General features: G+C 67.5%; 18 protein-coding genes. 10 read left to right on the top strand and 8 right to left on the bottom strand.

The features are described 5' to 3' along the window. The first annotated feature begins 2 nt into the window (after nt 1-2). From QE363_RS10970 to QE363_RS10955, 4 genes are all read left to right on the top strand, one after another. Entirely contained in the window at nt 3-938 is a 936-nt protein-coding gene (locus QE363_RS10970) for a TauD/TfdA family dioxygenase (RefSeq protein ID WP_307098489.1), read from the top strand. Nucleotides 939-1112: 174 nt separating this feature from the next. After that, nucleotides 1113-1853 (top strand): ABC transporter ATP-binding protein, encoded by a 741-nt coding sequence (locus QE363_RS10965; protein WP_309695141.1) that lies wholly within the window; start codon nt 1113-1115, stop codon nt 1851-1853. Then, a complete protein-coding gene (locus QE363_RS10960) occupies nt 1850-3289 on the top strand; it encodes a DUF3526 domain-containing protein (protein ID WP_309695140.1) in 1440 nt (479 codons plus the stop codon). Before QE363_RS10965 ends, QE363_RS10960 begins: the two co-directional genes overlap by 4 nt. Then, complete coding sequence (locus tag QE363_RS10955; RefSeq protein WP_309695139.1) at nt 3286-4548, top strand: DUF3526 domain-containing protein; 1263 nt, start codon at nt 3286-3288, stop codon at nt 4546-4548. Before QE363_RS10960 ends, QE363_RS10955 begins: the two co-directional genes overlap by 4 nt. Before the next feature lie 3 nt (nt 4549-4551). Here the strand turns inward: QE363_RS10955 and QE363_RS10950 are convergent, their stop codons facing one another. Beyond that, nucleotides 4552-6312, bottom strand: a complete 1761-nt coding sequence (locus QE363_RS10950) for a M14 family metallopeptidase (RefSeq protein ID WP_309695138.1) — start codon at nt 6310-6312, stop codon at nt 4552-4554. A gap of 267 nt (nt 6313-6579) precedes the next feature. Between QE363_RS10950 and QE363_RS10945 the strand changes: the two genes are divergently transcribed. Further along, nucleotides 6580-7455 (top strand): SDR family oxidoreductase, encoded by an 876-nt coding sequence (locus QE363_RS10945; protein ID WP_309695136.1) that lies wholly within the window; start codon nt 6580-6582, stop codon nt 7453-7455. Nucleotides 7456-7578: 123 nt separating this feature from the next. Continuing rightward, nucleotides 7579-7947: a hypothetical protein gene (locus QE363_RS10940; protein ID WP_309695135.1), complete on the top strand. Its 369-nt coding sequence runs from the start codon at nt 7579-7581 to the stop codon at nt 7945-7947. A gap of 33 nt (nt 7948-7980) precedes the next feature. Here the strand turns inward: QE363_RS10940 and QE363_RS10935 are convergent, their stop codons facing one another. The 3 genes from QE363_RS10935 to QE363_RS10925 all read right to left on the bottom strand — a co-directional run bounded on the left by QE363_RS10935 (nt 7981) and on the right by QE363_RS10925 (nt 11672). Further along, complete coding sequence (locus tag QE363_RS10935; RefSeq protein WP_309695134.1) at nt 7981-9423, bottom strand: carbohydrate porin; 1443 nt, start codon at nt 9421-9423, stop codon at nt 7981-7983. 145 nt (nt 9424-9568) lie between these two features. After that, nucleotides 9569-10603 carry a class 1 fructose-bisphosphatase gene (locus QE363_RS10930; protein WP_309695133.1) on the bottom strand — a complete coding sequence of 345 codons (1035 nt, stop codon included), beginning with the start codon at nt 10601-10603 and terminating at the stop codon, nt 9569-9571. A 55-nt stretch (nt 10604-10658) separates the two neighbouring features. Further along, complete coding sequence (locus QE363_RS10925; protein WP_309695132.1) at nt 10659-11672, bottom strand: LacI family DNA-binding transcriptional regulator; 1014 nt, start codon at nt 11670-11672, stop codon at nt 10659-10661. 163 nt (nt 11673-11835) lie between these two features. On the opposite strand from QE363_RS10925, the gene ptsP reads away from it, so the two are divergent. From ptsP to QE363_RS10905, 4 genes are all read left to right on the top strand, one after another. Beyond that, nucleotides 11836-14382, top strand: coding sequence for a phosphoenolpyruvate--protein phosphotransferase (ptsP, locus tag QE363_RS10920; protein WP_309695131.1), 2547 nt, complete (start codon nt 11836-11838; stop codon nt 14380-14382). Beyond that, a complete protein-coding gene (pfkB, locus tag QE363_RS10915) occupies nt 14382-15350 on the top strand; it encodes a 1-phosphofructokinase (RefSeq protein ID WP_309698181.1) in 969 nt (322 codons plus the stop codon). The genes ptsP and pfkB overlap by 1 nt, the downstream gene beginning before the upstream one ends. Next, the gene (locus tag QE363_RS10910) at nt 15347-17041 is read left to right on the top strand and encodes a fructose-specific PTS transporter subunit EIIC (RefSeq protein ID WP_309695129.1); all 1695 of its coding nucleotides are present in this window, start codon (nt 15347-15349) and stop codon (nt 17039-17041) included. Before pfkB ends, QE363_RS10910 begins: the two co-directional genes overlap by 4 nt. Before the next feature lie 185 nt (nt 17042-17226). Continuing rightward, complete coding sequence (locus tag QE363_RS10905) at nt 17227-18249, top strand: DUF4118 domain-containing protein (protein WP_309695128.1); 1023 nt, start codon at nt 17227-17229, stop codon at nt 18247-18249. A 47-nt stretch (nt 18250-18296) separates the two neighbouring features. On the opposite strand, the gene QE363_RS10900 is transcribed toward QE363_RS10905, so the two are convergent. From QE363_RS10900 to QE363_RS10885, 4 genes are all read right to left on the bottom strand, one after another. Then, a complete protein-coding gene (locus QE363_RS10900) occupies nt 18297-19538 on the bottom strand; it encodes a DUF2254 domain-containing protein (protein WP_309695127.1) in 1242 nt (413 codons plus the stop codon). A gap of 192 nt (nt 19539-19730) precedes the next feature. After that, nucleotides 19731-21959: a glycosyltransferase gene (locus QE363_RS10895; RefSeq protein ID WP_309695125.1), complete on the bottom strand. Its 2229-nt coding sequence runs from the start codon at nt 21957-21959 to the stop codon at nt 19731-19733. Between the two features lie 148 nt (nt 21960-22107). Beyond that, a complete protein-coding gene (locus QE363_RS10890) occupies nt 22108-23160 on the bottom strand; it encodes an alcohol dehydrogenase catalytic domain-containing protein (protein ID WP_309695123.1) in 1053 nt (350 codons plus the stop codon). Beyond that, nucleotides 23157-24203, bottom strand: a complete 1047-nt coding sequence (locus tag QE363_RS10885) for a patatin-like phospholipase family protein (RefSeq protein WP_309695120.1) — start codon at nt 24201-24203, stop codon at nt 23157-23159. Before QE363_RS10885 ends, QE363_RS10890 begins: the two co-directional genes overlap by 4 nt. Nucleotides 24204-24296 lie beyond the last annotated feature (93 nt).

Genomic DNA, 24296 nt, shown 5'->3' with positions numbered 1-24296 from the left:
ACATGACCGTGATCCAACACCAGTTCGATAACGCCGCCGACGCGCAAAGCCCACTCGACATCGTGCCCGTCGCCGGGCGGATCGGCGCGGAAATCCGGGGTGTCGCCCTGTCGGGCGACCTGGACGACCTGACCGTCGATGCGATCAAACGGGCGCTCGGCCGTCACAAGGTGATCTTCTTCCGCGGCCAGACCCAGCTGGACGACGAAGCGCACGAGGCCTTTGCCGCCCGGCTCGGCGAACCGCTGGCGCATCCGACCGTCCCGGTGGCGGAAGGGTCGCGCTTCCTGCTCGAACTCAACTCGCGCGAGGGCGAGGCGGCGTCGCAATGGCATACCGACATCACCTTCCTGCCCGCCTTCCCCGCCGCGTCGATCCTGCGCGCGCTGGTGATCCCGCCGGCGGGCGGCGACACGCTCTGGGCGAATGCCGTCGCCGCCTATGAAGGTCTGTCCGCCCCGCTCAAGGCCCTGGTCCACGACCTGCGCGCGGTCCATACCAATGCCTATGACTATGCCACCGCCAGCCCCGAGGCATCGTCGGAGGCGATCCGCCGCCACCGCGAGATATTCGCCTCCACCGTCTATGAGACCGAACATCCGGTGGTGCACGTCCATCCGGTGACGGGCGAAAAGGCGCTACTGCTGGGCAATTTCGTCAAGAGCTTCGTCGGGTTGAGCCGTGACGATTCCAACCGGGTGTTCCAGATTCTCCAGGATCAGATCACCAAGCCGGAAAACACCGTCCGATGGCGCTGGCAGCCGGGCGATGTGGCGATCTGGGACAATCGCGCGACCCAGCACCGCGCGATCGCGGATTTCGGCAGGCAGAAGCGCCACCTGCGCCGCGCGACGATCGCCGGATCGGTGCCGGTCGCGGTCGACGGTGGCTCCAGCCGCGCGCTGAAGCCCGAGCGACTGCTCGAAGCCGCCGAGTGATCCCTTCCGCCGGCATCCCCGCAACACGGGATGCCGGCGGCTCCTTGCCCGACGTTACCGACGGCATGGCCGCGCGCGCGCCCAAGTCGCGCTGCATGACCGATTTTTCATGATATATTGTCTCCGCCACGCGCATGGTGCACAGGTGCCGGACATCCGAGCATCGAGGTATCCATGTCGCTCCCACCATCCGCCCCGATCCTGATCGAGGACCTGTCGGTCGCCTATGGCGATCATCGCGTTCTCGACGGGCTGTCCCTGGCCGTGGGATCGGGCAGCATCACCGCCTTGCTGGGCGGCAATGGCGCGGGCAAGTCGACCACCCTGTCCACCCTGCTCGGCTTTACGCGCGCGCAATCGGGCCGGATCGCGGTGTGCGGCGTCGATCCCGGCGCGGTCCCCGATGCGGCGCGCCGCCACATCGCCTATCTGCCCGAGAATGTCGCACTCTACGAGCATCTCTCGGCCATCGAAAACGCCGATTACCTGCTGGCGCTGAGCGGCGAGCGACAGGGCCGCGACGCGATCGTCGAGGCGCTGCGGGCCGCCGGGTTGCAGGAGCGTGCCTGGGACCAGCGGCTCGGCGGTTTCTCCAAGGGCATGCGGCAGAAGGTGGCGATCGCCGTCGCGCTGCTCCGCGCCGTCCCCGTCCTGCTGCTCGACGAGCCGACCTCCGGGCTCGATCCGCGCGCGACGGCGGATTTCAACGCGCTGGTATCCGCCGTGCGCGAACGCGGCACTGCCGTGCTGATGGTGACGCACGATCTGTTGAGCGCCGCCGACGTCGCCGACGAAATCGCCTTTCTGGAGGCCGGTCGGGTCACCCACCGGGTGACGGCGCAGGGGCCGGACCGGTTCGACGTGCGTGCGCTCCATGCCCGTTTCCAGGTGAGCGGGGAACGGATCGCCGCATGAGGATCGTCCGCCTGATCGCGCGCGACGAGTTGCGGCTGATGCTGCGCAACCGCGTCGCCCTGATCGCCTTTGCGCTGATCGTGCTGCTGACCCTGGTGGCGGTCGCGAGCAGCTGGTCGCACCAGCGCGGCGTCGCCGAACTGCGCGAGCGGCATCAGCATGAGGCCGAACACGCCTTCGACGCGCAACCCGACCGGCATCCGCACCGGATGGTCCATTATGGCCATTTCATCTTTCGACCGCTCAGCCCGCTCGCGGCGTTCGATCCGGGTGTCGACGCCTTTACCGGCAACAGCATGTTCCTGGAGGGACATCGACAGAATACCGCGAATTTCGGCGATGTCCGGCAAAGCTCGCTGCTGATCCGCTTCGGCCAGTTCACCCCGGCCTTCGTGCTTCAGATCGTCGCCCCGCTGCTGCTGATCTTCCTGGGGTTCGGCAGTCTGGCGCGCGAGACGGAGCGCGGCACGCTGCGCCTGCTGATGTTGCAGGGGGCGTCGCGGCGACAGGTGGTGGCGGGCAAGCTGCTCGCGCTCGGCGGCGTGGCGCTGGCGGCCGCCGCACCGGCGATGCTCGGCCTGCTGGTCATCGCCGGACAGCCGGGCGCGCTGGGCCTGCCGATGCTGGTGATCGCGCTGGGTTATCTCCTCTATCTGGGCCTGTGGGTCGTGCTGATCCTCCTCGTCTCGGCCTGGGTCCGCCGCAGCCGCGATGCGCTGCTGGTGCTGGTCGCCCTGTGGGCGGTGACGACGGTGCTGCTGCCCCGCGCCGTGCCCGACCTGGCGAGCGGCACCGTGCCCTTGCAGAACCGTCTGCAGACCGATGTCGCCATCGGGCGCGACCTGCGGCGCATGGGGGACAGCCACAATCCCGACGATCCCCATTTCGCGCAGTTCAAGCAGGCGCTGCTCGATCGCTACCATGTCAAGCGGGTCGAGGATCTGCCGGTCAACTATAAGGGGCTGCTCGCGCTGGAGGGGGAGCGGCTGACCTCCGAACTGTTCGACCGCTATGCCGCGCAGAGCTTCGCCGCGCAGGCCAGGCAGAATGGACTGGTGAGCGCCGCCGGACTGTTCAGCCCCGCCATCGCGCTGCGCGGCCTGTCGATGGCGGCGGCCGGCACCGACTTCGCCGCGCATCGCCGGTTCCTCGAACAGGCCGAGGTCTATCGCTATGCGCTGGTCCAGCGGCTGAACCGGATGCAGGCGGAAGATGTCAGCTATGCCGACGATACCGCCACCGATCCGGGGGCCGACCGGCGCAAGCGGATCGGTGGCGCGCATTGGCGGGCGATCCCCGATTTCCATTTCGTCGCCCCTACCGACGCGACGCTGGCACGGGCCGCGCTGCCCGGCCTCGCCATATTGAGCCTGTGGCTGATCGCCGCCCTGGCCTTGCTGGGGCTGGCCACCCGCCGACTGGGAGCACACCGATGACCTTGTGGCGGCACGAACTTCGCTTGTTGCTGCGCCAGCGGCTGAGCGTCCTTGCGCTGGCGCTGCTCGCGCTGCTGACCATCGCCGCGCTGGGGATGGGCATGGCCGAGGTCGCTCGCCAGCGGGCCGCCATCGCCGCCATTCCGCCCGCCCAGGCCGAGGATATCGGCGCGGTCGCCGACTATGTCGTCCGGACCAGGGACGCCGGAAGCGCGGCCTATTACAGCTTCCACGCCACCTGGGACGCGCCCGCGCCGCTGGCTTTCGCGGCGCTGGGCATGCGCGACGTCGCGCCCTATATCCTGCGCGTCCGCGCGCTGGGGCTGGAAGCGCAGATCTATGACGGCGACACCTTCAATCCCGAGGTCGCCCTGCCCGGCCGGTTCGACTTCGCCTTCGTGCTGGTGTTCCTTGCCCCGCTGTTCGTGATCGCGCTGTTCCACGATCTGGCGTCGGGCGAGCGGGAGGCGGGGCGGCAGCGCATGCTCGACGCGTTGCCGCGCGGTGGTGCAGCGCTGTGGCGGCGACGGACCGGGTTGCGCCTGATCCTGCTATGGGCCGCGCTCGGCCTACCGTTCGCGGTGGCGGCGGCGGTCGAGGGAGTCTCGGTCGGTGTCGTCCTGCTCGTCCTGGGCGTGATCGTCGCCTATCTGCTGTTCTGGGTCGGCTTGGCCGCGCTGGTCGGGCGGTTGCGGTGGAGTTCGGTCGCCAATGCCGCGACGCTGGCGGCTGCCTGGCTGGTGCTGGTGCTGATCGTGCCGACCCTCGGCAATGTCGTCATCGATCGCGCCATTCCGGTCGGACAGGGTGCCGAGATCGCACTCGCGCAACGCGAGGTCGTCAACCATGCCTGGGACATCCCGCGCGAGGCGACGATGCGCCGCTTCTATGCCACGCATCCCGAATTGGCGGACTCGCTGCCGCTGGGGAGCGACTTCCACTATAAATGGTATCTCGCCTTCCACCAGAATGGCGACGAAAGCGTTGCGCCCAAGGTGCGGGCCTATCGCGCCGCGTTGGAACGGCGCGATAGGGCGGGCCGCGCCTTTGGCTGGGTGCTGCCCTCGGTCGGGGTGCAGGCGCTGCTCACCCGGCTGGCGCGGACCGACCTGACCGCGCAGCTGGCCTATCAGGATCGCATCCGGGCCTTTCATGTCCGTCTGCGATCCTTCTATTACGGTTATGTCTTCTACGACCGGCCGTTCGGGCGGGACGAGTTCCGGCGCGCGCCACGGTTCGACGAGCGGGCGGGAGGCTGAGCCTCAGTCCACTTCCCGCGCCACCGGATATTGCAGCACATGGGGATGCCCCGGCCCGGCCTGCGCATAGAGCCAGGCCAGCCGCGCATCGGGGTCGGCGGCAAAGCCCGGTTCGTCGCGCAGCCTGGCCTCGAACGCGGTCTTCACCTCGGGCTGGGTCGCCAGGACATGTTCGCCCAGCCTGCCGAGGACGAAGGCGTCCGTATCCGGTGCCGGTGCCAGCATCTCGGGGAAGAAGCCCCAGGCCAGGAAGGAATCCTGGCTCTCCGGCTCCAGCAGCGCGGCGGCCAGCAGGCCGAGCGGCTGGTCGGCAGGCACCCGCACGCTGCCTGCGGGCATGACCTGTTCGGCCCGTAGATGCTCGAAGCGCGCGGTGATCGGATAGCGCCCCTCCTTGGGCTGCGTCACCTTCGGATCGATCAGCCGGACCCGATCGACCGTCAGCGTGCGGGGCGTGGCGATCGTCTCGAACGCGATGCCGTGCAGGCGAAGGCGGTCGATCACCTCGGTCTGCGCGGGCGGCACCCACCAGGCTTTGGGCAGGCGAACCGTCTCGACCGGCTGCTGGCCGATGATCGGCATGCGAAAGGAGATGGGCTTGCCCAGCCAGCGCTGCTCCCGGCGGCCCGAGGCGGGTGACAGATAGGTGTCGAATGCCACGCCCTTGAAATCCTCCACCCATCCGATCGGCGTCGGCGCCGGCTGCCAGCGGGTCAGGAGTTCGGCCGGGCGGCTGCCCCGGTCCTCGGCCTTCGCGGCGGCGATGCGGGCGGCGTCAGTCCCGGCGATCTTCAGCGCCGCCTCCATCAGCACATAGGTGCCGAGCACCCGCCGACGATAGGGCTTCAGCATGTGGTTCTCGACCAGCACCGTCGGCATGCCGATGAAGTCGCCATAGCCCGTCGAATAGCGTGGGCCTTCGGGGCTGTAGCGTATGCCCTTGTCGGGCTGGCGCGTGTCGATGGGGCTGGGATAGATGGTTGGAACATGCCCTGCGGCCGTCAGCGCCTGCGACACGGCCGGGCCGAAGCGGTTCTCCAACCACCCCGCCGTCGCGCGATGCCGCGCATATGTGCCCCAACCCGCATAGGTGAAGGTCACGTCATACTGCATGTCGAAGCCTTCGCTGACATGGCAGTCGATATAGAGGATCGGGTCGAGCGCGCGGATCAGGCCGATCATCGCGCGCGACTCCGGCGCGTCGAGCTTGGCATAATCGCGGTTGAGGTCGATATCGCGCGCATTCGCATCGCGGCCCTTTTCGGCCGGGCCGCGAATATGCGGATAATTATACGCGCTGCGCTGTTCGTGACCGTCGATATTGTAGATCGGCACGAACACCAGATCGACCGTGTCGAGCAGGCTGTCCTTGCCGCGCAACGCGATGTCTCGCAACAGCATCAGCCCGGCATCCTTGCCGTCGATCTCGCCCGAATGGATGCCGCCCTGGATCAGCACGACCGGCTTGCCGGGCCCGCCCTTGCTGGCGCGGACATAGATCATCTCGCGCCCCTCGGTCGTGCGGCCGAAGCTCTGCACGGAAATCAGCGGCGATGCCGCGTCTAGCCGTTCCAGCCATGCGCGAACCTCGGCATAGCGCGGCGTGGTGCGGAAGGCGGCGGCCTCGGCCGGGGTGATCCAGGGGTCGTCCGCCGCGACGATCAGCCGCTCGCTCGCGCCCTTCCACGGCATGGTCGGCGGCAGGATCCTGGCGGACAGATCGTCCGACCCGACCTGCTCCGCCAGAGCGGGAAGCGGCGTCATGGCGACCAGGCCAAACATGGTGCCCGTACGCAGGGCATGAAGTATATCAAGGCGAGAGTGGTTCACGATCATGGTCCTGTCGTCCGTCATCACCGATGGCGTGGAAGGCCGCCTGCTGGCGCATCCTCGCCGATAAGACAATATATCGTTTCCTATGCATCCCGTTGGTCGGTCTGGCAAAACTCGACCCAAGCCATGAATGGCGATGCTCCGGCACGTTATTCCCGGTGAGCCGTTTGCTGCTGATCCCTTTCAGCAGGAACCGACATGACCGACGATCCCCGCACCAGCCAGCCGACGCATTTTCCCGCCGAGCCGCACCAGCCCAGCCCCGGCCTGACCACCGCGATGCGCACCAAGCCCGACCATGGCGAGGAGAGCTATGTCGGCAAGGGGCTGCTCACGGACCGGATCGCGCTGATCACCGGCGGGGACTCAGGGATCGGCCGGGCCGTCGCCATCGCCTATGCCCGCGAGGGGGCCGACATCGCCATCTCCTATCTGGCCGACGAACAGGCCGATGCGGAGGAAACGCGCCGCTGGGTCGAGAAGGCGGGACGGCGTTGCCTGTTGCTGCCCGGCGACATACGCGACCGGGATCACTGCGCCAGCCTGGTGGAACGCACCGTCGCCGAGCTGGGCGGGCTGGACATCCTCGTCAACAATGCCGCTGCCCAGACCATGAACGAGGGGCTCGACAGCATCGACGATGACGAGATGCAGGACGCCTTCGCCGCAAATGTCTTTGCGATGATCCGTCTCGCCAAGGCGGCTGCGCCGCATATGAAGCCGGGCTCGGCGATCATCAATACGACCAGCGAGCAGGCCAAGATCGCCAACAAGACGATGATCGTCTATGCCTCGACCAAGGGCGCGATATCGAGCCTGACGGTGGGGCTTTCCAACCTTCTGGCGGGCGACGGCATTCGCGTGAACGCGGTGGCGCCCGGCCCGATCTGGACTCCCATCCAGCCGATCGCCAAATCGCCGCAGGAGCTGGAGACGCTCGGCCATGACACGCCGATCGGGCGCGCCGGACAGCCGGGCGAACTGGCCCCCGCCTATGTGCTGCTCGCCTCCGCCGAGGGCAGTTACATGTCCGGCAACGTCGTCGCCGTCACCGGCGGCGTCCCGATTTCCTGACCCCCGAAAGCCGGGCCTCGTCCGGCTGCCTGTCCGCATATGGCCGAGGCCCGTACCGGATCGCGCATTGTCCTGGCGCGCGGCGATGCTAGGGGTCCGTTCCTTCACGGATTGGAGACGGATATGACGGTCGCATCCAGGCCATGGGACGGCGCGGCGGTCGGCCAATGGCTCGACCACCGGGTCCAGGCCGCCAGGCTCGACCAGGCGGCGGCGGACCGGCGGGGCTACGAGGCGCAGGACGACTATGACAAGGCGGCGGCCGAGGAATGGGTGTGCCGGGCATTGCAGGCTGGCGGAAAGGCCGAGGACCAGGCAGCCTTCGCGCTGCACCTGAAAAGCTTGCTCGCGCAGGAAGAGTACCGGACGACCGGCATTTATGATGACCGGCGGTTCGACCGGAACGTCCGCGCCACGCTTCGCAAGATCGCCAAGATGACCAAGGCGAATGAAGGCTTCGAGAACCGACTTCGCTATCAGCGGTCCGCCTGAACGCCGTCAAACCCGTGGCGAGCGCGGCGCGGCCTAGTCGCGCCGCGCCATCGCGATCAGGGTCGGCGCATCGACCGTGAACTTGAACCCGAAGACGAGCGCATTGCCGATATGGGTCTTGCGGAACGGGGCGCCGGTCTGGTCGGGGTTCAGGATATACTGGATGTTGGGCGACAGGCGGACGGCGGGGCCGATCTGGGCGCCATAGGCCAGCTCCATCATATACTGGTTGCGGCGAATGTCGCCATCGCCCCCGGCGGACAGGCGCGCTGCGCGCATCCGGGCCATGGCCAGGTCGGAAAAGCTCTGCTGGTTGATGACGAAGCCGATCGTATCGCGATCGCGCCCGGCAAAGGTCCCCGTCTGGAGCAGGCCCAGTTCGAGGAAATGCCGCTCCTCGACCCGGCCCGACAGGTTGGTCATCGCGACCCCGAACACCGCCAGCCCCCGGTGCGAATTCATGTCGGGGCGGGTCAGCATCTGGTCGAAACGGGCATAGAGGCCGCTGCGCCCCTTGCGCGTGGCGGACGGGCGACCGCTCAGGATCGCGATGCCGCCCCGATCGTCGAGTAAAGGATCGGCATAATCGCCGCGATCGACCCAGCCGCCCAGGATGTAATGGCGCGGCAGCCGGTCGGTCTTGAAGTCCGAGGCGTAGCCGACCTCATAGGGCACGATGAAACCCGTGCCGCCCTTGAAGCTGAGGCTGAAGCCATTGTCGTCGGCCCGCTTGCGGTTCGGGTTGACCTCATAGATGCCGGCATGGGCGAACCAGTTGTCGGCGATCGTCAGCTTGGCGCGCGCCATCCAACTCGATGCCGGGAAATAGGTGAAGTTGCTGTTCTTGAAGACGAAGGTGGGATTGCCGCAGGCGGAGTTCGACTGGAAGTTGCAGTAGAGCGGCGAGTTCAGGAAATGGATGTTCGCCTGGCTCTTGCCCGCCTCGATATCCAACCGGTTGTCGAACAGCCTCTGTTCCCAGGTCAGGATGGCCAAATGGGTGTTCTGCGTGCCCCATACCTCCTGCACCGAGGTATTGTTGCCGATCGCGATCTGCGACAGGCTCTGGCCATGGCGGTTGGTGATCGCGAGGTGAAGGCCACCGCCGCCAATGCCCGCGATCTTGTCGAAGTCGAAATCGGCCCCGACATAGATTTGCCCGGTATAGGCGCCCTTGCGCTCCAGCCCGCCGGTGACGTTGGCGGCGGCTTCGCCCGTATAGTTCAGCGCCAAAGTGACGCCGTCATCGGCCAGCGGCTGCCAAGTCTCGTCGCCCTTCCTCCGCTGGCCCAGGACCAGCGGCACGGCCTTGGTCGCATGTTGCGAGACCTGCGGCGTCGTGGGATCGGACGCGACCGGCGACCTATCCTCGGCGACCACCGTGGCGGCCGGATCGACCATGCGCGACCAGAGCGGGGACACCGGCAAAATGGCCGCCCCGACAATGACACCCAGCTTGAATCGGACCTTGTCCATCCGCATCCTCACCATCACGTTATAGAAAACGTTTTCTCAAATGTTCGCGTTAAGCAGCCCAAGCATCCAGGATATCGTCGCGTAGAACGATTTCCCGCCAAGGCCAGTTTGTCGCCCCTGGGAACGGCCTTCCGCCGCCCCGCCCTTATCCCGAGGCGGCAAGCGGCAGGACGGCGTCCCTCTCTTCGACGTCGCGCAGCGTTGCGACCTCGGCAGCATCGCCCAGCACCACCCCGACCCGCTGGTGCAGGCCCGTCGGCTGGATGTCGAGGATGCGCATCGCACCATCGATCGCCGCACCGCCCGCCTGTTCGATCAGCATCGCCATGGGATTGGCTTCATACAACAGCCGAAGCCGTGCCTTGCCCGGATGGCGGTGATCGGCCGGATAGAGGAACACACCGCCCCGTTTCAGGATGCGATGGATGTCCGCCACCATCGAGGCGGTCCACCGCATATTGTAATCGCGGCCCAACGGCCCTTCGCTGCCCTGAACCCGCTCTTCGACATAGTCGGCGATGCGCGGCGACCATTGCCGCCGCCGCGCCAGGTTGATCGCGAACTCGCACGTCCCGGCGGGCAGCCGCATCGGACCGTCGGTCAGCCTCCACGAACCGACCTCCCGGTCGAGCGTGAATTCATAGACGCCGGTGCCGATGGTCAGCACCAGCAGCGTCTGCGGACCATAGATGGCATAGCCCGCCGCCACCTGATCGCGGCCGGGCTGGAGGAAATCGGCCTCGGTCGGCGTACGCCCGGCGCAATCCTCCGGCGCGCGGAGCACAGAGAAGATGGTCCCGACAGACAGGTCGACATCGACATTGCTCGACCCGTCGATGGGATCGAACAACAGCAGATATTCGCCCTTGGGGTAGCGATTGGGGATGTGATGGATCGTCTCCATCTCCTCCGACGCCATCGCCGCCAGATGCCCGCCCCATTCATTGGCGTCGAGCAACAGCTCGTTGGCGATCACGTCCAGCTTCTTCTGGACCTCGCCCTGGACATTCTCCTCGCCGAGACTGCCCAGCACTTCGCCCAGCGCGCCCTTGGACACGGCGTGGCCGATCGTCTTGCAGGCGCGCGCGACCGTCTCGATCAACAGGCGCAGTTCGGCGGGCAGTGCGGCGTCGGCGCGTTGCTGCTCGATGAGGAACCGGGTGAGCGACATGCGTTGCATCGTGGTCAGGCTCCGAATAATGTCGGCGGCGCTGTTCGCCCGCCCGTGATATGGATCATGCCGTCACCGAGGGAGACGGGGCGGGAATGGGCGAGAGGCTGGAACCGCGCGAGATCAGTCGCCCGGCCAGCACGACTTTCCGGGTGGCGGCATCGGGATGGTCGAACCGGTCGATCAGCATCGCCATCGCGGTGCGGCCGATCTCCTCGACGGGCTGCTCGATCACCGACAGGCCGCCGCCGACAATGTCCATCCACCCTTCATTGTCGAACCCGACAAGCGCGATGTCGTCGGGCACCGACAGTCCGTGTTCGCGCAGCGTGCGCAACACCGCCAGCAACGTCACGCCATTGCTGGCGACCAGCGCCTGGGGCCGGTCGGCGCGCGCGAGCAGGTCGGCCATGGCCTCCGCCACCTCGCCATCGCCATGCGGCACCGCGATCGCCTCGGCTCGCAGCCCCAGCCGCTGCGCCGCGGCCTCGAACCCGGCGCGACGCTCCATGCCGGTACGGCTGGTCGCGCCGAACAGGCCGGCGATCCGGCGAAAGCCCCGATCGTGGAGATGCTCGACCAGCATCTCCGACATCGCGCCATTGTCCAGGACCACGCAGTCATGCGCGATGCCCGGCGCCGCGCGATCGATCAGCACCATGGGATAATCGGGCTTCGTCCGGGTGAGGTTGGCCAGCCCGTCGCGGGTCGGCGCCAGGATGACCCCGGCCACCCGCTCCTCCTGCATCAGTTGCAGATACATGGCCTCGCGCGCGGGGTCCTCGTCGGTGTTGCACAGGATGACCCGCTGTCCGCGACTATAGGCCAGATTCTCGATCGCGCGGGATACGGCGGTGAAGAAGGGATTGCGGATATCGGCGACGATCAGCCCGATCGTATTGGTATGACGCGACCGCAGCCGCCGCGCCGCGAGATTGGGACGATAGCCCGTCGAGCGCACCGCCGCGAGAACACGCTCGCGCATCGCCAGATCGACGTTGCGACCCGCCAACACCCGCGATACCGTGGCCGCGGACACGTTGGCGACGCGGGCGACGTCTTTGATACCCACGCTCATGGAAAACGTATTCTCCTCTCCGCGCCGTTCTCTACGGCTCATTTCCACCCTTCATGTCGCGTAAGGCGATTCGTTGCAAGGCCCATTGACAAAGTTGCAGGAAAACGTTTTCCAGTCGGGCAAGCGAAGAATTGAGACTCGCGGCGGAGAGGCCAACAGAGACATGCACACCCAGACCCCATCACCCGTGATCGGCCCGGAGCTGATCCGCCTCGCCGTGACGGCGACCGACAAGAGCGACGCGATCCGCCAGGCGGGCCAGCTGCTGGTCGCCGCCGGTTGCGTCGCGCCGGGCTATGAGGAAAGCATGATCGCGCGCGAAGGCGTCGCGAACACCTTTCTGGGCGCGGGCGTCGCCATTCCCCATGGCCTGGGCGAGGACAAGGTGCTGGTACGGCGCGACGGGATCGCGGTGCTCCAGTTCGTCGACGGCATCGAATGGAATCCCGGCCAGATCGCGCATCTGGTGATCGGCATCGCCGCCAGTTCGGACAGCCATATCGCGATCCTGCGCCGCCTGACCCGGCTCATCCAGGACGAGGCGCGGTTGCAGCAATTGGCAAAGACCAGCGACCCGGCGCTGATCGCCGCCGCACTGAGCGACGATGCGCGCGATCAGGGCCAGGCGCGCCCTCCGGCCGAGGATCTGGACGAGCGGGTGAGTTGGACCATCGACTATCCCGCCGGGCTGCACGCGCGCCCCGCCGCCGCCTGGGCCGAAGCGGCCAAGGCGCTGCCGGTCGCATTGCGGGTCCGCCATGGTGCCGAGACCGCCGATCCGCGCAGCCTGGTGGCGCTGTTGCAGCTGGGGCTGAAAGCGGGTGACACCGTCAGCATCTCCGCATCCGGTCCCGCCGCCGCCGGCGCTCTCGAGAGCTTCCGCGCCGCGATCGGCCGCCTGACCGGCCGCGAAAAGGCGGATGCCGCCCGCGCGGCGGAAAAGGCCGCCGCCGCCATACCCGTGCGCGGGTGGAAGCCCGTCGGCACCCCGGCAATGATCGCGGGTGTGGCCGCCAGTCCGGGTCTGGCAATCGGCAAGGTCCATGTCCTGGCGGCGGCCGAACTGGACGTCCCCGACCAGCCGGTCGATCTGGCGAGCGGCGGCGCGCTGCTCGACGAGGCGCTGGTGCGCACCCGCGCGCAGATGACGACGCTGATCGAAGAGACCACGCGGCGTCTGGGCGCGGGGGATGCGGCGATCTTCAAGGCGCAGGCGACGCTGCTCGACGATACCGATCTCATCACCCTCACCTGCCAGTTGATGGTCGAGGGGCATGGCGTCGCCTGGTCCTGGCATCAGGCGATCGAGCGGATGGCGGGCCAGCTGTCCGCGCTGGGCAATCCGGTGCTGGCCGCGCGCTCGGCCGATCTTCGCGATATCGGGCGGCGCGTGCTGGCCCAGATCGATCCGGGCCTGGGCCTGGGCACGCTGGACGACCTGCCGCAAGAGCCGTGCATCCTGGTCGCGGCCGATCTGGCGCCGTCGGACACCGCCGCGCTCGACACCCGCCGCGTCGCGGGCATCGCCACCGCGCTGGGCGGCCCCACCTCGCACAGCGCCATCCTCGCCCGTACGCTCGGCCTGCCGTCGGTGGTCGCGGGCGGCGCGGAGCTCTTGTCGCAGGCGGCGGGATCGATCGCGATCGTCGATGGCGATACGGGTCGCGTCTGGCTCGATCCCTCGGAGGCCGATCTCGCCTCCGCGCGGGACTGGATCGCCGAAATCGCGGCGCGGCGCGCGGCGGAGGAGGCCGAACGCAGCCGCCCCGCGGTGACGCGCGACGGCCATCAGGTCGCGATCGCCGCCAATGTGAACCGGCCCGATCAGGTGGCCGAGGCGCTGGCCCAGGGTGGCGAGGGCGTCGGCCTGATGCGTACCGAGTTCCTGTTCCTCGAGCGCGGCGACAGCCCGAGCGAGGACGAACAGTTCGCGGTCTATCGCGCGATGATCAATGCGCTGGACGGCCGCCCCCTGATCGTCCGCACGCTCGATATCGGCGGCGACAAGCAGGTGCCGCATTTGCATCTGCCCAAGGAGGAGAATCCCTTTCTCGGCGTGCGCGGCGCGCGGCTGTTGCTGCGCCGCCCCGATCTGCTGGAGCCGCAGCTGCGCGCGCTCTACCGCGCGGCCAAGGAGTCGGGCGATCTGTCGATCATGTTCCCGATGATCACCTCGGCCGCCGAACTGGTGGCGTTGCGCGAACGGTGCGAGGCGGTGCGGGTCGCGCTGGACGCACCGGTCGTGCCGATCGGCATCATGATTGAGGTGCCCGCCGCCGCCGTCCAGGCCGATGCGCTGGCGGCCCATGCCGATTTCTTCTCGATCGGCACCAACGACCTTACCCAATATACGCTGGCGATCGACCGGCAGAACCCCGAACTCGCCAGCGAGGCCGACTCGCTTCACCCGGCGGTGCTGCGCCTGATCGCCATGACCGTCGCGGGCGCGCGGCGGCATGATCGCTGGGTCGGGGTGTGCGGCGGGCTGGCGGGCGATCCGTTCGGCGCGGCGCTGCTCACCGGGCTGGGCGTGACGGAATTGTCGATGACCCCGCGCGACCTGCCCGCGGTCAAGGCCCGGCTTCGCACCAGCGAGCTTCCGGCATTGCAGGCGCTGGCGGCGCGGGCGCTGGAGATGGAAAGCGCGGCGGATGTGCGGGCGCTCGATGCCGCCCCGACCGGCGACCAACTCGAAAGGAATGCCGCGTGATGCGTATCGCCACCGTCACCTTCAATCCCGCGATCGACCAGACGATCACGCTGGATCGGCTGATCCCCGGCGAGGTCCATCGCGCCCGTTCCGTCCGACAGGATGCGGGCGGAAAGGGTATCAACGTCGCCAGCTGCCTTGCCGACTGGGGCGTGCCGGTCAGCGTGTTCGGACTGCTGGGGCAGGCCAATGCGGCGCTGTTCGAGACGCTGTTCGCGCAAAAGGCGATCCAGGATCGCTTCCTGCGCGTTTCCGGCGATACCCGCGTCAACATGAAGCTCGTCGACGATGCCGACACCACCGACATCAACATGAGCGGCGCGGCGGTCGAGGAGGCGCAGGTCGCCGCCGTCGAGCAGGCGGTGGCGGACTTTGCGGGGCCGGACACGCTGATCGTCCTGTCCGGCAGCCTGCCGCCGGGATGCCATCCCGGCGTGTATGCCGACATGATCCGAACCCTGAGCGATCGCGGCGCTAAGGTGCTTCTCGACACCAGCGGCCCTGCTTTGACCCAGGCGCTTCGCGCGGCCACCCTGCCCGCGATCGTCAAGCCGAACCGGCGTGAACTGGCCGCTTGGTCAGGCGAGCCGCTCGACGGTCTGGACGATGTCGTGCGCTGCGCCGAGACGCTGCTCCAGCGCGGAGTCGCGCTGGTCGTCGTGTCCATGGGAGAGGACGGCGCGCTGTTCCTGTCGGACGAAGGCGCGATCCTGGCGAAGCTGGCGGCGGGGCCACTGGCCAGCACCGTCGGCGCCGGGGACGCCATGGTCGCGGGCCTCGCCGCCGGGCTTGCCGAGGGCGCCTCGCTCGAACGCATCGCTAGACTGTCGACGGCCTTCGCGGTCGCCAAGCTGGGCCGCACCGGCCCGCACCTGCCGAGCGGGGCGACGATCGATTCCCTGGCCGGGCAGGTCATGATCCGCCAAGTCGCCAAGACCGGCCCGGCGATGACGGGAGAGGACGCATGAAGCGGATTTTTGCGATCGTCGATGCGCGCGAGTCCGGCGTCACCGGCGTACTGGCGGGCGAAGCGCTGCGCCGGGCCGCGCGCGATATCGGCTCGCCGATCGAGATCGAGCTGCGCACCGCGCAGGGTATCGTCAACCCGGTCTCGCCCGGACCGGCGGAGAGCGGCGACCGCCTGCTGTTCGTCGGCGCCGCCGACACCGCCGATGCGGCGACCCGCGCCCGTGCCGACCAGATGGTGACGCTGGAGGCGGTGCTCGCCGATCCGGCCGCCGCGCTCGACATGCAGCCCGACCGCCCGGTCGCCGGTCGGGTCCGCAAGATCGTCGCCATCACCTCCTGCCCCACCGGCATCGCGCATACCTTCATGGCGGCGGAGGGGTTGCAGGAGGGTGCGCGGCAACTCGGCTATGACATCCATGTCGAAACGCAAGGGTCGGTCGGCGCGGGCAACCCGCTGACCGCCGAACAGATCGCCGAGGCCGATGTGGTCCTGATCGCCGCCGATCGCGAGGTCGATCGTGCGCGGTTCGCGGGCAAGCGCGTGCTGGTCAGCAACACGAAACCCGCCATCACCGGCGGCGCGGCATTGATCGAGAAGGCGCTGGCCGAGGCGAGAGTCCAGGGCGAGGCCGCCAGCGGCGATGCGCCCACCGCCTCCCCCGCCAGCGAGCGTGCCGGGCCCTATAAGCATCTGATGACTGGCGTCTCGTTCATGCTGCCCTTCGTGGTGGCGGGCGGGCTGCTGATCGCCCTCGCCTTCGCGCTGGGCGGCATCCACGCCAATGACGATGCCGCTGCGGGCACGCTCGCCCATGCCCTGTTCACCATCGGGGCGAAGGCGGGCTTTGCGCTGATGGTCCCGGCGCTGGCCGGATATATCGCCTATTCGATCGCCGACCGGCCCGGCATCGCGCCGGGGATGATCGGCGGGATGCTGGCCAGCACGTTGGGCGCGGGTTTTCTCGGCGGTATCGTGGCGGGCTTCATCGCGGGTTACGGCGTCGACGCGCTGAACCGGGCGATCCGCCTGCCCAAGAACCTTCAGGGCCTGAAGCCTGTGCTGATCCTGCCGCTGCTCGGCACGCTGCTGACCGGGTTGCTGATGATCTATGCGGTGGGCACGCCGGTCGCGGCGGCGCTGGCCTTTCTCACCGAATGGCTGCGCGGGATGCAGGGGTCCAACGCGGTCCTGCTCGGGCTGATCCTGGGCGCGATGATGGCGTTCGACATGGGCGGCCCGGTCAACAAGGCGGCCTATGCCTTCTCGGTCGGGCTGGTCGCGTCGCAGGTCTATACGCCGATGGCGGCGACCATGGCGGCGGGCATGACGCCACCGCTCGCCATCGCGCTTGCGACGCGGCTGTTCCGAACCCGCTTCACCGCCGACGAGCGCGAGGCGGGAGCCGCCGCCGCCGTCCTCGGTCTGGCCTTCATCAGCGAGGGCGCGATCCCCTTCGCCGCGCGCGATCCGCTCCGGATGATCCCGTCGCTGATGGCGGGGTCGGCCGTCACAGGGGCGATCTCGATGGTCGCCGGTGTCGAGCTGCGCGTGCCGCATGGCGGTGTGTTCGTGCTGCCCATTCCTGGTGCCGTCACGCATCTGGCCGCCTATCTCGTGGCGATCCTGGCCGGCGTGGTGGTGAGCGCACTGCTCATAGGCGTGCTGAAGCGTCCGGTGGCGCAAGGATGATCTCAGGGCGGTCGTGACCGGCGGCCGCCCCCACGCCCGGTGTTGAGCCCGGCAATCCCGCCGATGAATGCCGCACCACGTCCCGTGGCGGGCAAAAGCGACGTTCGGGCCGATGCTTACCTGAGTTGCAACCCGTCGCCGGATCGCGCAGGAGGGACGCCACATAAAAGGGCTTGGGACGGAATATGGGGGTAAGGCGCCGGGCCTTTGGGCAATTGCCGCTGCTTCGCGAGCGCAGGGCGCTGGCCTATGCGGCGGCGCTGCTGCTGTCGGCCATCGCCTGGTGGGTGCGCTGGGCGCTCGATCCGGCCTTTCCGCCAGGCTTTCCCTATCTGACCTTCTTTCCGGCGGTCATCATTTCCGCGTTCCTGTTCGGGCGCGGTCCGGGCACCGTTTCGGCCATCGTCTGCGGCCTGCTCGCCTGGTATTTCTTCATTCCGCCGGTCCATACGTTCGATTTCGAATCGCGTACGCTGGTGGCCCTGGGCTTTTACGCCGGGGTCGTTGCGGTCGATATCGGGCTGGTCGATGCCATGCAGCGCGCCAATGAACGCTCGTCCCGACTGGCGGCCGAGCAGCGGCAGCTGGCCGAACGGACCGAGCTGCTGTTCCACGAATTGCAGCACCGGGTGTCCAACAACATCCAGATGGTCGGCGCCATGCTGTCCCTGCAGCAGCGGCAGGTCGTCGACCCGATCGCGCGCATGGTTCTGACCGACGCGTCCACCAAATTGCAGCTGATCGGACGGATCCAGCGGCAGCTTTATTCGACCACCGGCGAGCAGGTGCCGCTGGACATCTTCCTCCGCGACCTGATGACGGACCTTTTCGCCGCCGACAGCAAACCGGGCATCCTGCACCGGATCGAGGCCGTGCCCGGCATCCGCCTGTCGCCCGATGCGGCCATTCCGCTGGCCCTCATCATGGCCGAAGGCATCGCCAATGCGATGGAGCATGGCTTTGCCGACCGGGAATTTGGCCAGCTCGTCGTCACCCTGACCCTGGAGGACGATATCATAGAGCTACGCGTGATCGACGATGGGGCGGGCTTGCCGCCGGATTTCGACCTCCATCGATCGGACAGCCTCGGCCTGAAGCTGGTGCGCAGTCTGGCCAAGCAGATGGAGGCCGAGATCAGCATCCAGAACAACAGGTCATCAGGGGCTATGCTGCGCCTCTCGCTGCCGAACAGCGCCGATCAGGGGTGAGCGGCAAGGCGCCGCGTGCCGCGCGATAGGCCTGCCCATCGAACCGGTCAACGCGCATGCCCTTCATACACCGCCAGTGTCCGCGCCAGGGCCGCCTGGTCGAGCATCACGCGCTCGACATTCTGCCGCAGTTCATGCGCCAGCGCGCGGGTCGTCGCGACCGCATGAGGCAGGGCTTCACCCAGCGCGTGGAGGATCTTGAAGGCGCGGATGGCGACCTCTTCCTCGCCTGCCCCCTCCCGCACGATCGGCGTGAAGCCGGCTCGGATCATCTCGTCCACGGACGGACGCGGAACATGGACGGGCGGCAGATCGGCGTCCGCTGACGGCGCCTGAGCGGGCAACTCGCTCAGGGTGCGCAACAGCGCATTCAGCACCTCGACGGCGGTGCCGGGATCGTTGGTGGCGGGTGCCAGCGCCCGCCCCGCAATCTCGCCAAGGGCGATCTGTCCGAGCCGGGGATCGTGGTCGAAATCACGGTGCCGCTCGATCACGAAGGCGCCCGACAGGTCGTCATCGCAGTCCGCCGCTCCCCCGACCACATGGAGCAGCGGACGCCCCTTGTGCACCAGCGTACCGGGGATCGCCTCCACATGCACGACAAGGTCGTGTTCCCCGGCCAGTGCGGTCAGGCGACCGATATCGACATGCGTCACATAACCGATCGTCTGCGCCCGCACCGGCCGCGCATGGGCGGGAACCGGGATGGCCGGTCGTCCGCCCAGATATGGGTCGTTCGCGAACGCCTGCATGGCGGACCCTGCCGCATCCTCGACCCGGTCGATCACGTCCGACATGCGCCCGAACGCGGCGAGATGGGCGATCCAGCGCAGCAGGGTCACGACGACCAGCGCGACCAGCAGGACCGTGGCGATCAGCAGCAACACGCGCCCCTGCCCGCCATAGAGGCGGGTTTGCAGGCCGATGATGCCGACCACGGCAAAGATGAACGCCCCGAGGAAGGTCGAGAGCGCATTTTGCGACATGCGATCCGAGATCAGCAACTGGGTCGCCCGCGGCGTCGCCAACTGGGTCGCGGACGAATAGGCGCTGACCATCGCCGTCAACGAGAAGGTGGTGACGGCGAGCATCGAGGAGGCGATGATTTCCAGGACGGTACCAACGGCATTCTGGCCGATATCGCCGGTGAAGTGATAGGGGACCGTTCGGGCGACGATCCCCGCAAAGGCGGCGACGACCACGCTGGCGGCACTGATGAGCGCGGCGCGGAACCAGATCTTGCGAGCAATGCGATGGAGGAGCCATCCGATGCGGGCCTTCGAGATCATCGGGTCCTGCGTTTCCTTTTTCTGCCTGTGCCACCCTTGTCGACGCCGATCCCTCCCACCGCGTCGCCCGGATGGAACGCGGGCGCACGGCAGAGGGATGGCGTCGTCTCCGGCAGCTTATACGCAGACAGCCGACCTTTGGCTCACCGCCCCTCAGCGACGGGACGATTTTTCCATGCCGCGCCCCGCCGATTACAGCCCGTTGAGCATCTTCAGGCCCGCGCTGTAGATCGTCGGCATGCCATGCTCGATATAGAGGGCCCGTGCATAATCCTTGATGACGTCGATGCGGTAGGCGGTCATGGCGTCGCCGAAGCGAAGCACGACATAATCACCCTCAAGCGCCGCCAGCAGCGCGTGCTGCTCATCGGCGTCGAGGCGGCGCGTCTCGAAATGGAGGACCATCGGCGAGGCTCCATGGCCGAGGATGTCGAGGATGATGGCCCTGTCCATGCCCCCGGCGTCGACTACGAGGATGTCCGCCGCGCGTCCGCCGGTCTTGGCCAGCATGTCCTGATAGGTGTCGACCGGCGCCGCCGTCTTTTCGATACAGGACGAGCCTTGGATCATGCCCGTCTTGCCGTTGATCCCCTTCTTGCCATTGCGGACGGGGGAAGCGCCGACCGCCTGGGGCAAGCCCGGCGCTGCGACCGTTATCGGGTCCACCGCATAGACCCTCCCCTCACCCGTCTCGTATCCGAAGGGCAGGAACATCGCGTTGCGGTTGTTGCGATAGCCGCGCTCCAAGGCGGCGAACCTGTGCGCATCGGGCTCCAGCAGAACCGCGGGCGGATCATAATTGACCATTACCGGCCGCAGCGGGTCGACCGACGTTCCCTCGCTCGCACCGATCCGCCACACCATATGGCCGCCATCGCGGTCGAACAGCCAGGCCGCGACCTTGCCGAATTCGAATGCGAGCCGGTCGTCCGCATCGATCGACATATCGGGTTGCAAAATCGCCGCCATGCCGACGCTGCCGGTGCGAATTTCCCGCATTCCCTGGATCAGGATGCTGACATCCTGTGACCATTCATCGTCGTAACCCGCTAGGATCGCAGCGGGTTCTTCCAGATCGCCCTTGCGAAGGAGATCCATCGCCTTGTCCTTGCGCACCTGCTCGGGCAGCCAGGAGCCGCCCCAGACGTGAATGCCATAGGTGTTTTCCAGCGTCCGTCGGCGCAGCGACGCCAGCGGCTGGTCGTAAAGATACGGGTAGAACGCCTCGGTCCCGAGCCGGCAATGGGCATGCCGCTTCAAGAAGGCGCCGAACAGCCAGGGCCCGGTCGAGATATTGACCCGTGTCTCATCGAGATCATGGCTCATGATATGATCGAGCAATTCGCGGAAGATCGCGTGCCCCTTCGGCGCGCCGATGAAACCGATCGAGCAATAGTCGGTCGAGGCGTCCTCGTTGCAAACGGTCAGCGTCCGCGACATTTCGGCGGGGTCGAAATGCCGATGCGGCATGACGTCGCAATCCAGGCAGATACCGCCGAAGCGATAGAGGATTTCGTAGCGTGCGATGTCGGCGCGCATCGGAAGGACCGAGACGGCCTCGATCTTCTCGCGCGACATGGTCAGTTTCGCCACATCGGCGTCGGTCCAGGTGATGAAGCGCGCATCCGGAAACTGCCGCTGCCATGCCGCCCAATAGGCTTCGTAATGCGGCGGGATCGGCTTGTCTCCGAACCAGACGCGGTGGAACAGACCCTGCTCCAGATCCGGGTCGTGCACCGCCACCGGGGCCTCGGGCTGCGGGGCGGGAACCGGTGCGGCGGAGACGAGCGCGTGTTGGTGGATCACGTCATAGGCGCCGCGCGTCGATCCCCAGAGCTGGTATGCATAGACCGGATCGCTGCCGTCATAGGCGATGCCGGTGAAATGCTCCGGGATGAAATAATGGCTGGGATAGATACGCAGCCGATTATAGCCATAGGCACGATAGGCGTCGGTCACGCGTTGCGGGCCGACGCTCTGCCACGCCATCCGGTCGGTGACGCTGGTCTCGGCAGCGATATCCTTGATGATCTGGCCGACGAACGGGTTTTCGCTCTTGCACCCGAAATAGCCCGCCGCGATCAGGCCCGGACGCGCCACCTCGCTCTCCCAGCAGGCGAACGCCTCGCAGTCGAGGAGATGCTCGTCCAGCGGGCGGACGCAGATGCTGTCGGCATCGACCAGGACGCCGCCATGGTGGTAAAGGATTTCCCAGCGCATCATATCGGCAACGCCGTTGAGCTCGCGTGACCACATCGCATCCATATGCGCGCGGTTGGCCCATTGGCAGGCGGAAAAGTCCTGATTCCCCCACAAACGGAACTCCCAGTCGGGATGCATCGCCCGCCAGGTATCGATGCAATTGTCCGGCCGCTTGGCTTCGTCGCCGACCCAGATGACGTGGAGGCGCTTGGGGATCATGGCGGCAATACCTTCTGGCTTGGTCGGGATGTTTGCAGAAGGGTAACCGGACGTGTTTAAGATTGTGTTGTCGCAATCGGAACGGAAAGAATCCGGGCACGAGCGCCGCCCGTGCCGCGCTGGGCATGCGATATTGGCGAACGACGTTTCAGATCGTCAGGCCGACGAAGATCGCGCCGGTCCGGCCGCGATCCTGCGCCGCTTCGAAAGCGTCGTTGATCCGGTCGAGCGGGAAGCGGTGGGTAATCAACTCATGCGTCTTCAGCACCCCGCGCGCCACCAGGTCGATCACCTCGACCTGTTCGGCATGGATGTCGTAAAAGGCGAAGCTGGCGCTGGGGATCAGGGCGATCTCGGACATCTGGATACGCTGCCACTCCAGCGGGATGGCGATGGCGCCATCGTCGAAACCGCCGACGATGACGACCTTGCCGCCGCGCCGCACCAGGCGCGTGGCGAGCGGCAGTGTGTCCGGCATGGACTCGCCGCCTGCGCATTCGAACACGATGTCGGCGCCGCGATCGTCGGTCATGGCACCGACTGCGGCCTGCGGGTCGTCGTCGTCCGAATGGACAATGCGGTCCGCGCCCAGCCGCGCGGCCAGCGCGAGTGCGTGCGGCATCCTGTCGATGATCGTGACGGTCGCACCGCTGGCCTTGGCGAGCATCAACTGGCCCAGCCCGATCGGCCCCGCCCCGATGATCGCCACCCGCGCTCCGATGGTCAGGCCCGACAGATGCTGGGCATGCAGCGCCACGGCATAGGTATCCAGCAGCGCCGCATCGTCGAACCCCACGCTGTCGGGCAGGCGGTGGAACTTGTGCTGCGGCCCGACGACATATTCGGCATAGGCGCGCGAAACGCTGGCGCGGCGGGTCGGATAAAGGTCCGGACAGCGATTATATTGCTGCACCCGGCACCAGTCGCAATGGCCGCAGCCGAGCACGGATTCGACCAGCACCCGGTCCCCGACTGCGACGCGGGTGACCGCCGAACCGATCTCGACGACCTCCCCCGCCAGTTCATGGCCCATGATACAGCAGTGCAGCTCTTCCTCCGCCTTTTCCCAATGGCGCAGGTCGGTTCCGCATATGCCCGCCATCCGCACCCGCGCCTTGACCCAATCGTCGGCGGGCAGGCGTGGCTCCTCGACCTCGGCGATCTCGAAACGGCCATTGGCGGTCTTCCGGGCGGCTTTCATGGCATGTCTTCCGAATGGGCGGCGACCGGGTTCCGGCCCGCCGCGATGGTGGTCGATGTCAGGCCCCTGTCCCCCAAGCGAATAGCGCCCCCCGCCAGAGCGGCGGTCAGCACCCGGCCGTCGCGCAGCCCCGCATCCCATCGCTGCCGCACCGAGCGGGGCGAGAAGTCCAGCGCCTTGCCCGCGACCTCGTCCTGCTGGTCGGCATAATGGAGCTGGACCAGCGTGACCGACGCCTCCTGTCCATCGGAGGCGCTGGCATAATGGTCCCGCCAGCGCGCCAAGGTCCGACGGGACTGTGTGGCGAAGGCCAGATCCTGCGTTCGACTTATCATCCCGCCGATGCTCGGCGCACGCGGCCCGGCCAGCGGCAAGAGGTCGACCGCGATACACAGCAGCGGCGCGTCGCCGGGCCGGGCCAGCACGGGATCGAGCGGCAGGTTGGCGGACAGCCCGCCATCGACGTAGAGCGTGCCCTCGACCGCGACCGGAGGAAAGGCGAGCGGCATGGCGCAGCTCGCGCGGATATGGTCGGGCGCGATCCGGCCGCGCCCGCTGTCGAACACGACCTCCTCGCCCGTATCCAGCGCCACCGCCTGCACCATATAGCGAACCGCGCCGTCATTCAGCCGGTCGAAATCGACCAGCCGGGCCAGCGTGCAGGCCAAGGGCGTCGTGTCATAAAGCGCGGGCGTATCGCGCGCGGCCAAGGCGGTGCCCAGCGGCGCGAACAGCCCCCGCCGCCCGCCAAGCACCGTCGCGATCACCTCGCCGCTGCGCCGCCAGCTGTCGATCATCGCGTCCCATGCCGGCACGCCCACCGGGTCGGTGGCTTCGGGACGCCACAGGTCGGACAGCCGTGACAGCCGGTCCTCCGGCGCGTTACCCGCGATGATCGCGCCGTTGATCGCCCCCGCCGAGGTGCCAACGATCCAGTGCGGCGCGATACCGGCATCGTGCAATGCCTCATAGACACCCGCCTGATAGGCGCCCAGCGCATTGCCCCCGGCTAGGACCAGGGCGATACGCAGATCGAGCGGCATGTTGAGCGTCATCCGTCGACAAACCCGCGAACGCCCGGATGGTCGCGCGGGAAAACGCCAATATCTCGATTTCTCAATGATATAGATTAGCAT

It is taken from the genome of Sphingomonas sp. SORGH_AS_0870, assembly GCF_031453175.1.
In the GTDB taxonomy this organism is placed as follows: Bacteria; Pseudomonadota; Alphaproteobacteria; order Sphingomonadales; family Sphingomonadaceae; genus Sphingomonas.
The sequence above is the reverse complement of the archived record's forward strand: the minus strand, read 5'-3'. Positions and strand labels throughout refer to the sequence as shown.

Coding starts and splice junctions, on each gene's coding strand:
- QE363_RS10970 (WP_307098489.1), top strand. CDS start 3: ATGACCGTGATCCAACACCAGTTCGATAACGCCGCCGACGCGCAAAGC.
- QE363_RS10965 (WP_309695141.1), top strand. CDS start 1,113: ATGTCGCTCCCACCATCCGCCCCGATCCTGATCGAGGACCTGTCGGTC.
- QE363_RS10960 (WP_309695140.1), top strand. CDS start 1,850: ATGAGGATCGTCCGCCTGATCGCGCGCGACGAGTTGCGGCTGATGCTG.
- QE363_RS10955 (WP_309695139.1), top strand. CDS start 3,286: ATGACCTTGTGGCGGCACGAACTTCGCTTGTTGCTGCGCCAGCGGCTG.
- QE363_RS10950 (WP_309695138.1), bottom strand. CDS start 6,312: ATGACGCCGCTTCCCGCTCTGGCGGAGCAGGTCGGGTCGGACGATCTG.
- QE363_RS10945 (WP_309695136.1), top strand. CDS start 6,580: ATGACCGACGATCCCCGCACCAGCCAGCCGACGCATTTTCCCGCCGAG.
- QE363_RS10940 (WP_309695135.1), top strand. CDS start 7,579: ATGACGGTCGCATCCAGGCCATGGGACGGCGCGGCGGTCGGCCAATGG.
- QE363_RS10935 (WP_309695134.1), bottom strand. CDS start 9,423: ATGGACAAGGTCCGATTCAAGCTGGGTGTCATTGTCGGGGCGGCCATT.
- QE363_RS10930 (WP_309695133.1), bottom strand. CDS start 10,603: ATGCAACGCATGTCGCTCACCCGGTTCCTCATCGAGCAGCAACGCGCC.
- QE363_RS10925 (WP_309695132.1), bottom strand. CDS start 11,672: ATGAGCGTGGGTATCAAAGACGTCGCCCGCGTCGCCAACGTGTCCGCG.
- ptsP (WP_309695131.1), top strand. CDS start 11,836: ATGCACACCCAGACCCCATCACCCGTGATCGGCCCGGAGCTGATCCGC.
- pfkB (WP_309698181.1), top strand. CDS start 14,382: ATGCGTATCGCCACCGTCACCTTCAATCCCGCGATCGACCAGACGATC.
- QE363_RS10910 (WP_309695129.1), top strand. CDS start 15,347: ATGAAGCGGATTTTTGCGATCGTCGATGCGCGCGAGTCCGGCGTCACC.
- QE363_RS10905 (WP_309695128.1), top strand. CDS start 17,227: ATGGGGGTAAGGCGCCGGGCCTTTGGGCAATTGCCGCTGCTTCGCGAG.
- QE363_RS10900 (WP_309695127.1), bottom strand. CDS start 19,538: ATGATCTCGAAGGCCCGCATCGGATGGCTCCTCCATCGCATTGCTCGC.
- QE363_RS10895 (WP_309695125.1), bottom strand. CDS start 21,959: ATGATCCCCAAGCGCCTCCACGTCATCTGGGTCGGCGACGAAGCCAAG.
- QE363_RS10890 (WP_309695123.1), bottom strand. CDS start 23,160: ATGAAAGCCGCCCGGAAGACCGCCAATGGCCGTTTCGAGATCGCCGAG.
- QE363_RS10885 (WP_309695120.1), bottom strand. CDS start 24,203: ATGCCGCTCGATCTGCGTATCGCCCTGGTCCTAGCCGGGGGCAATGCG.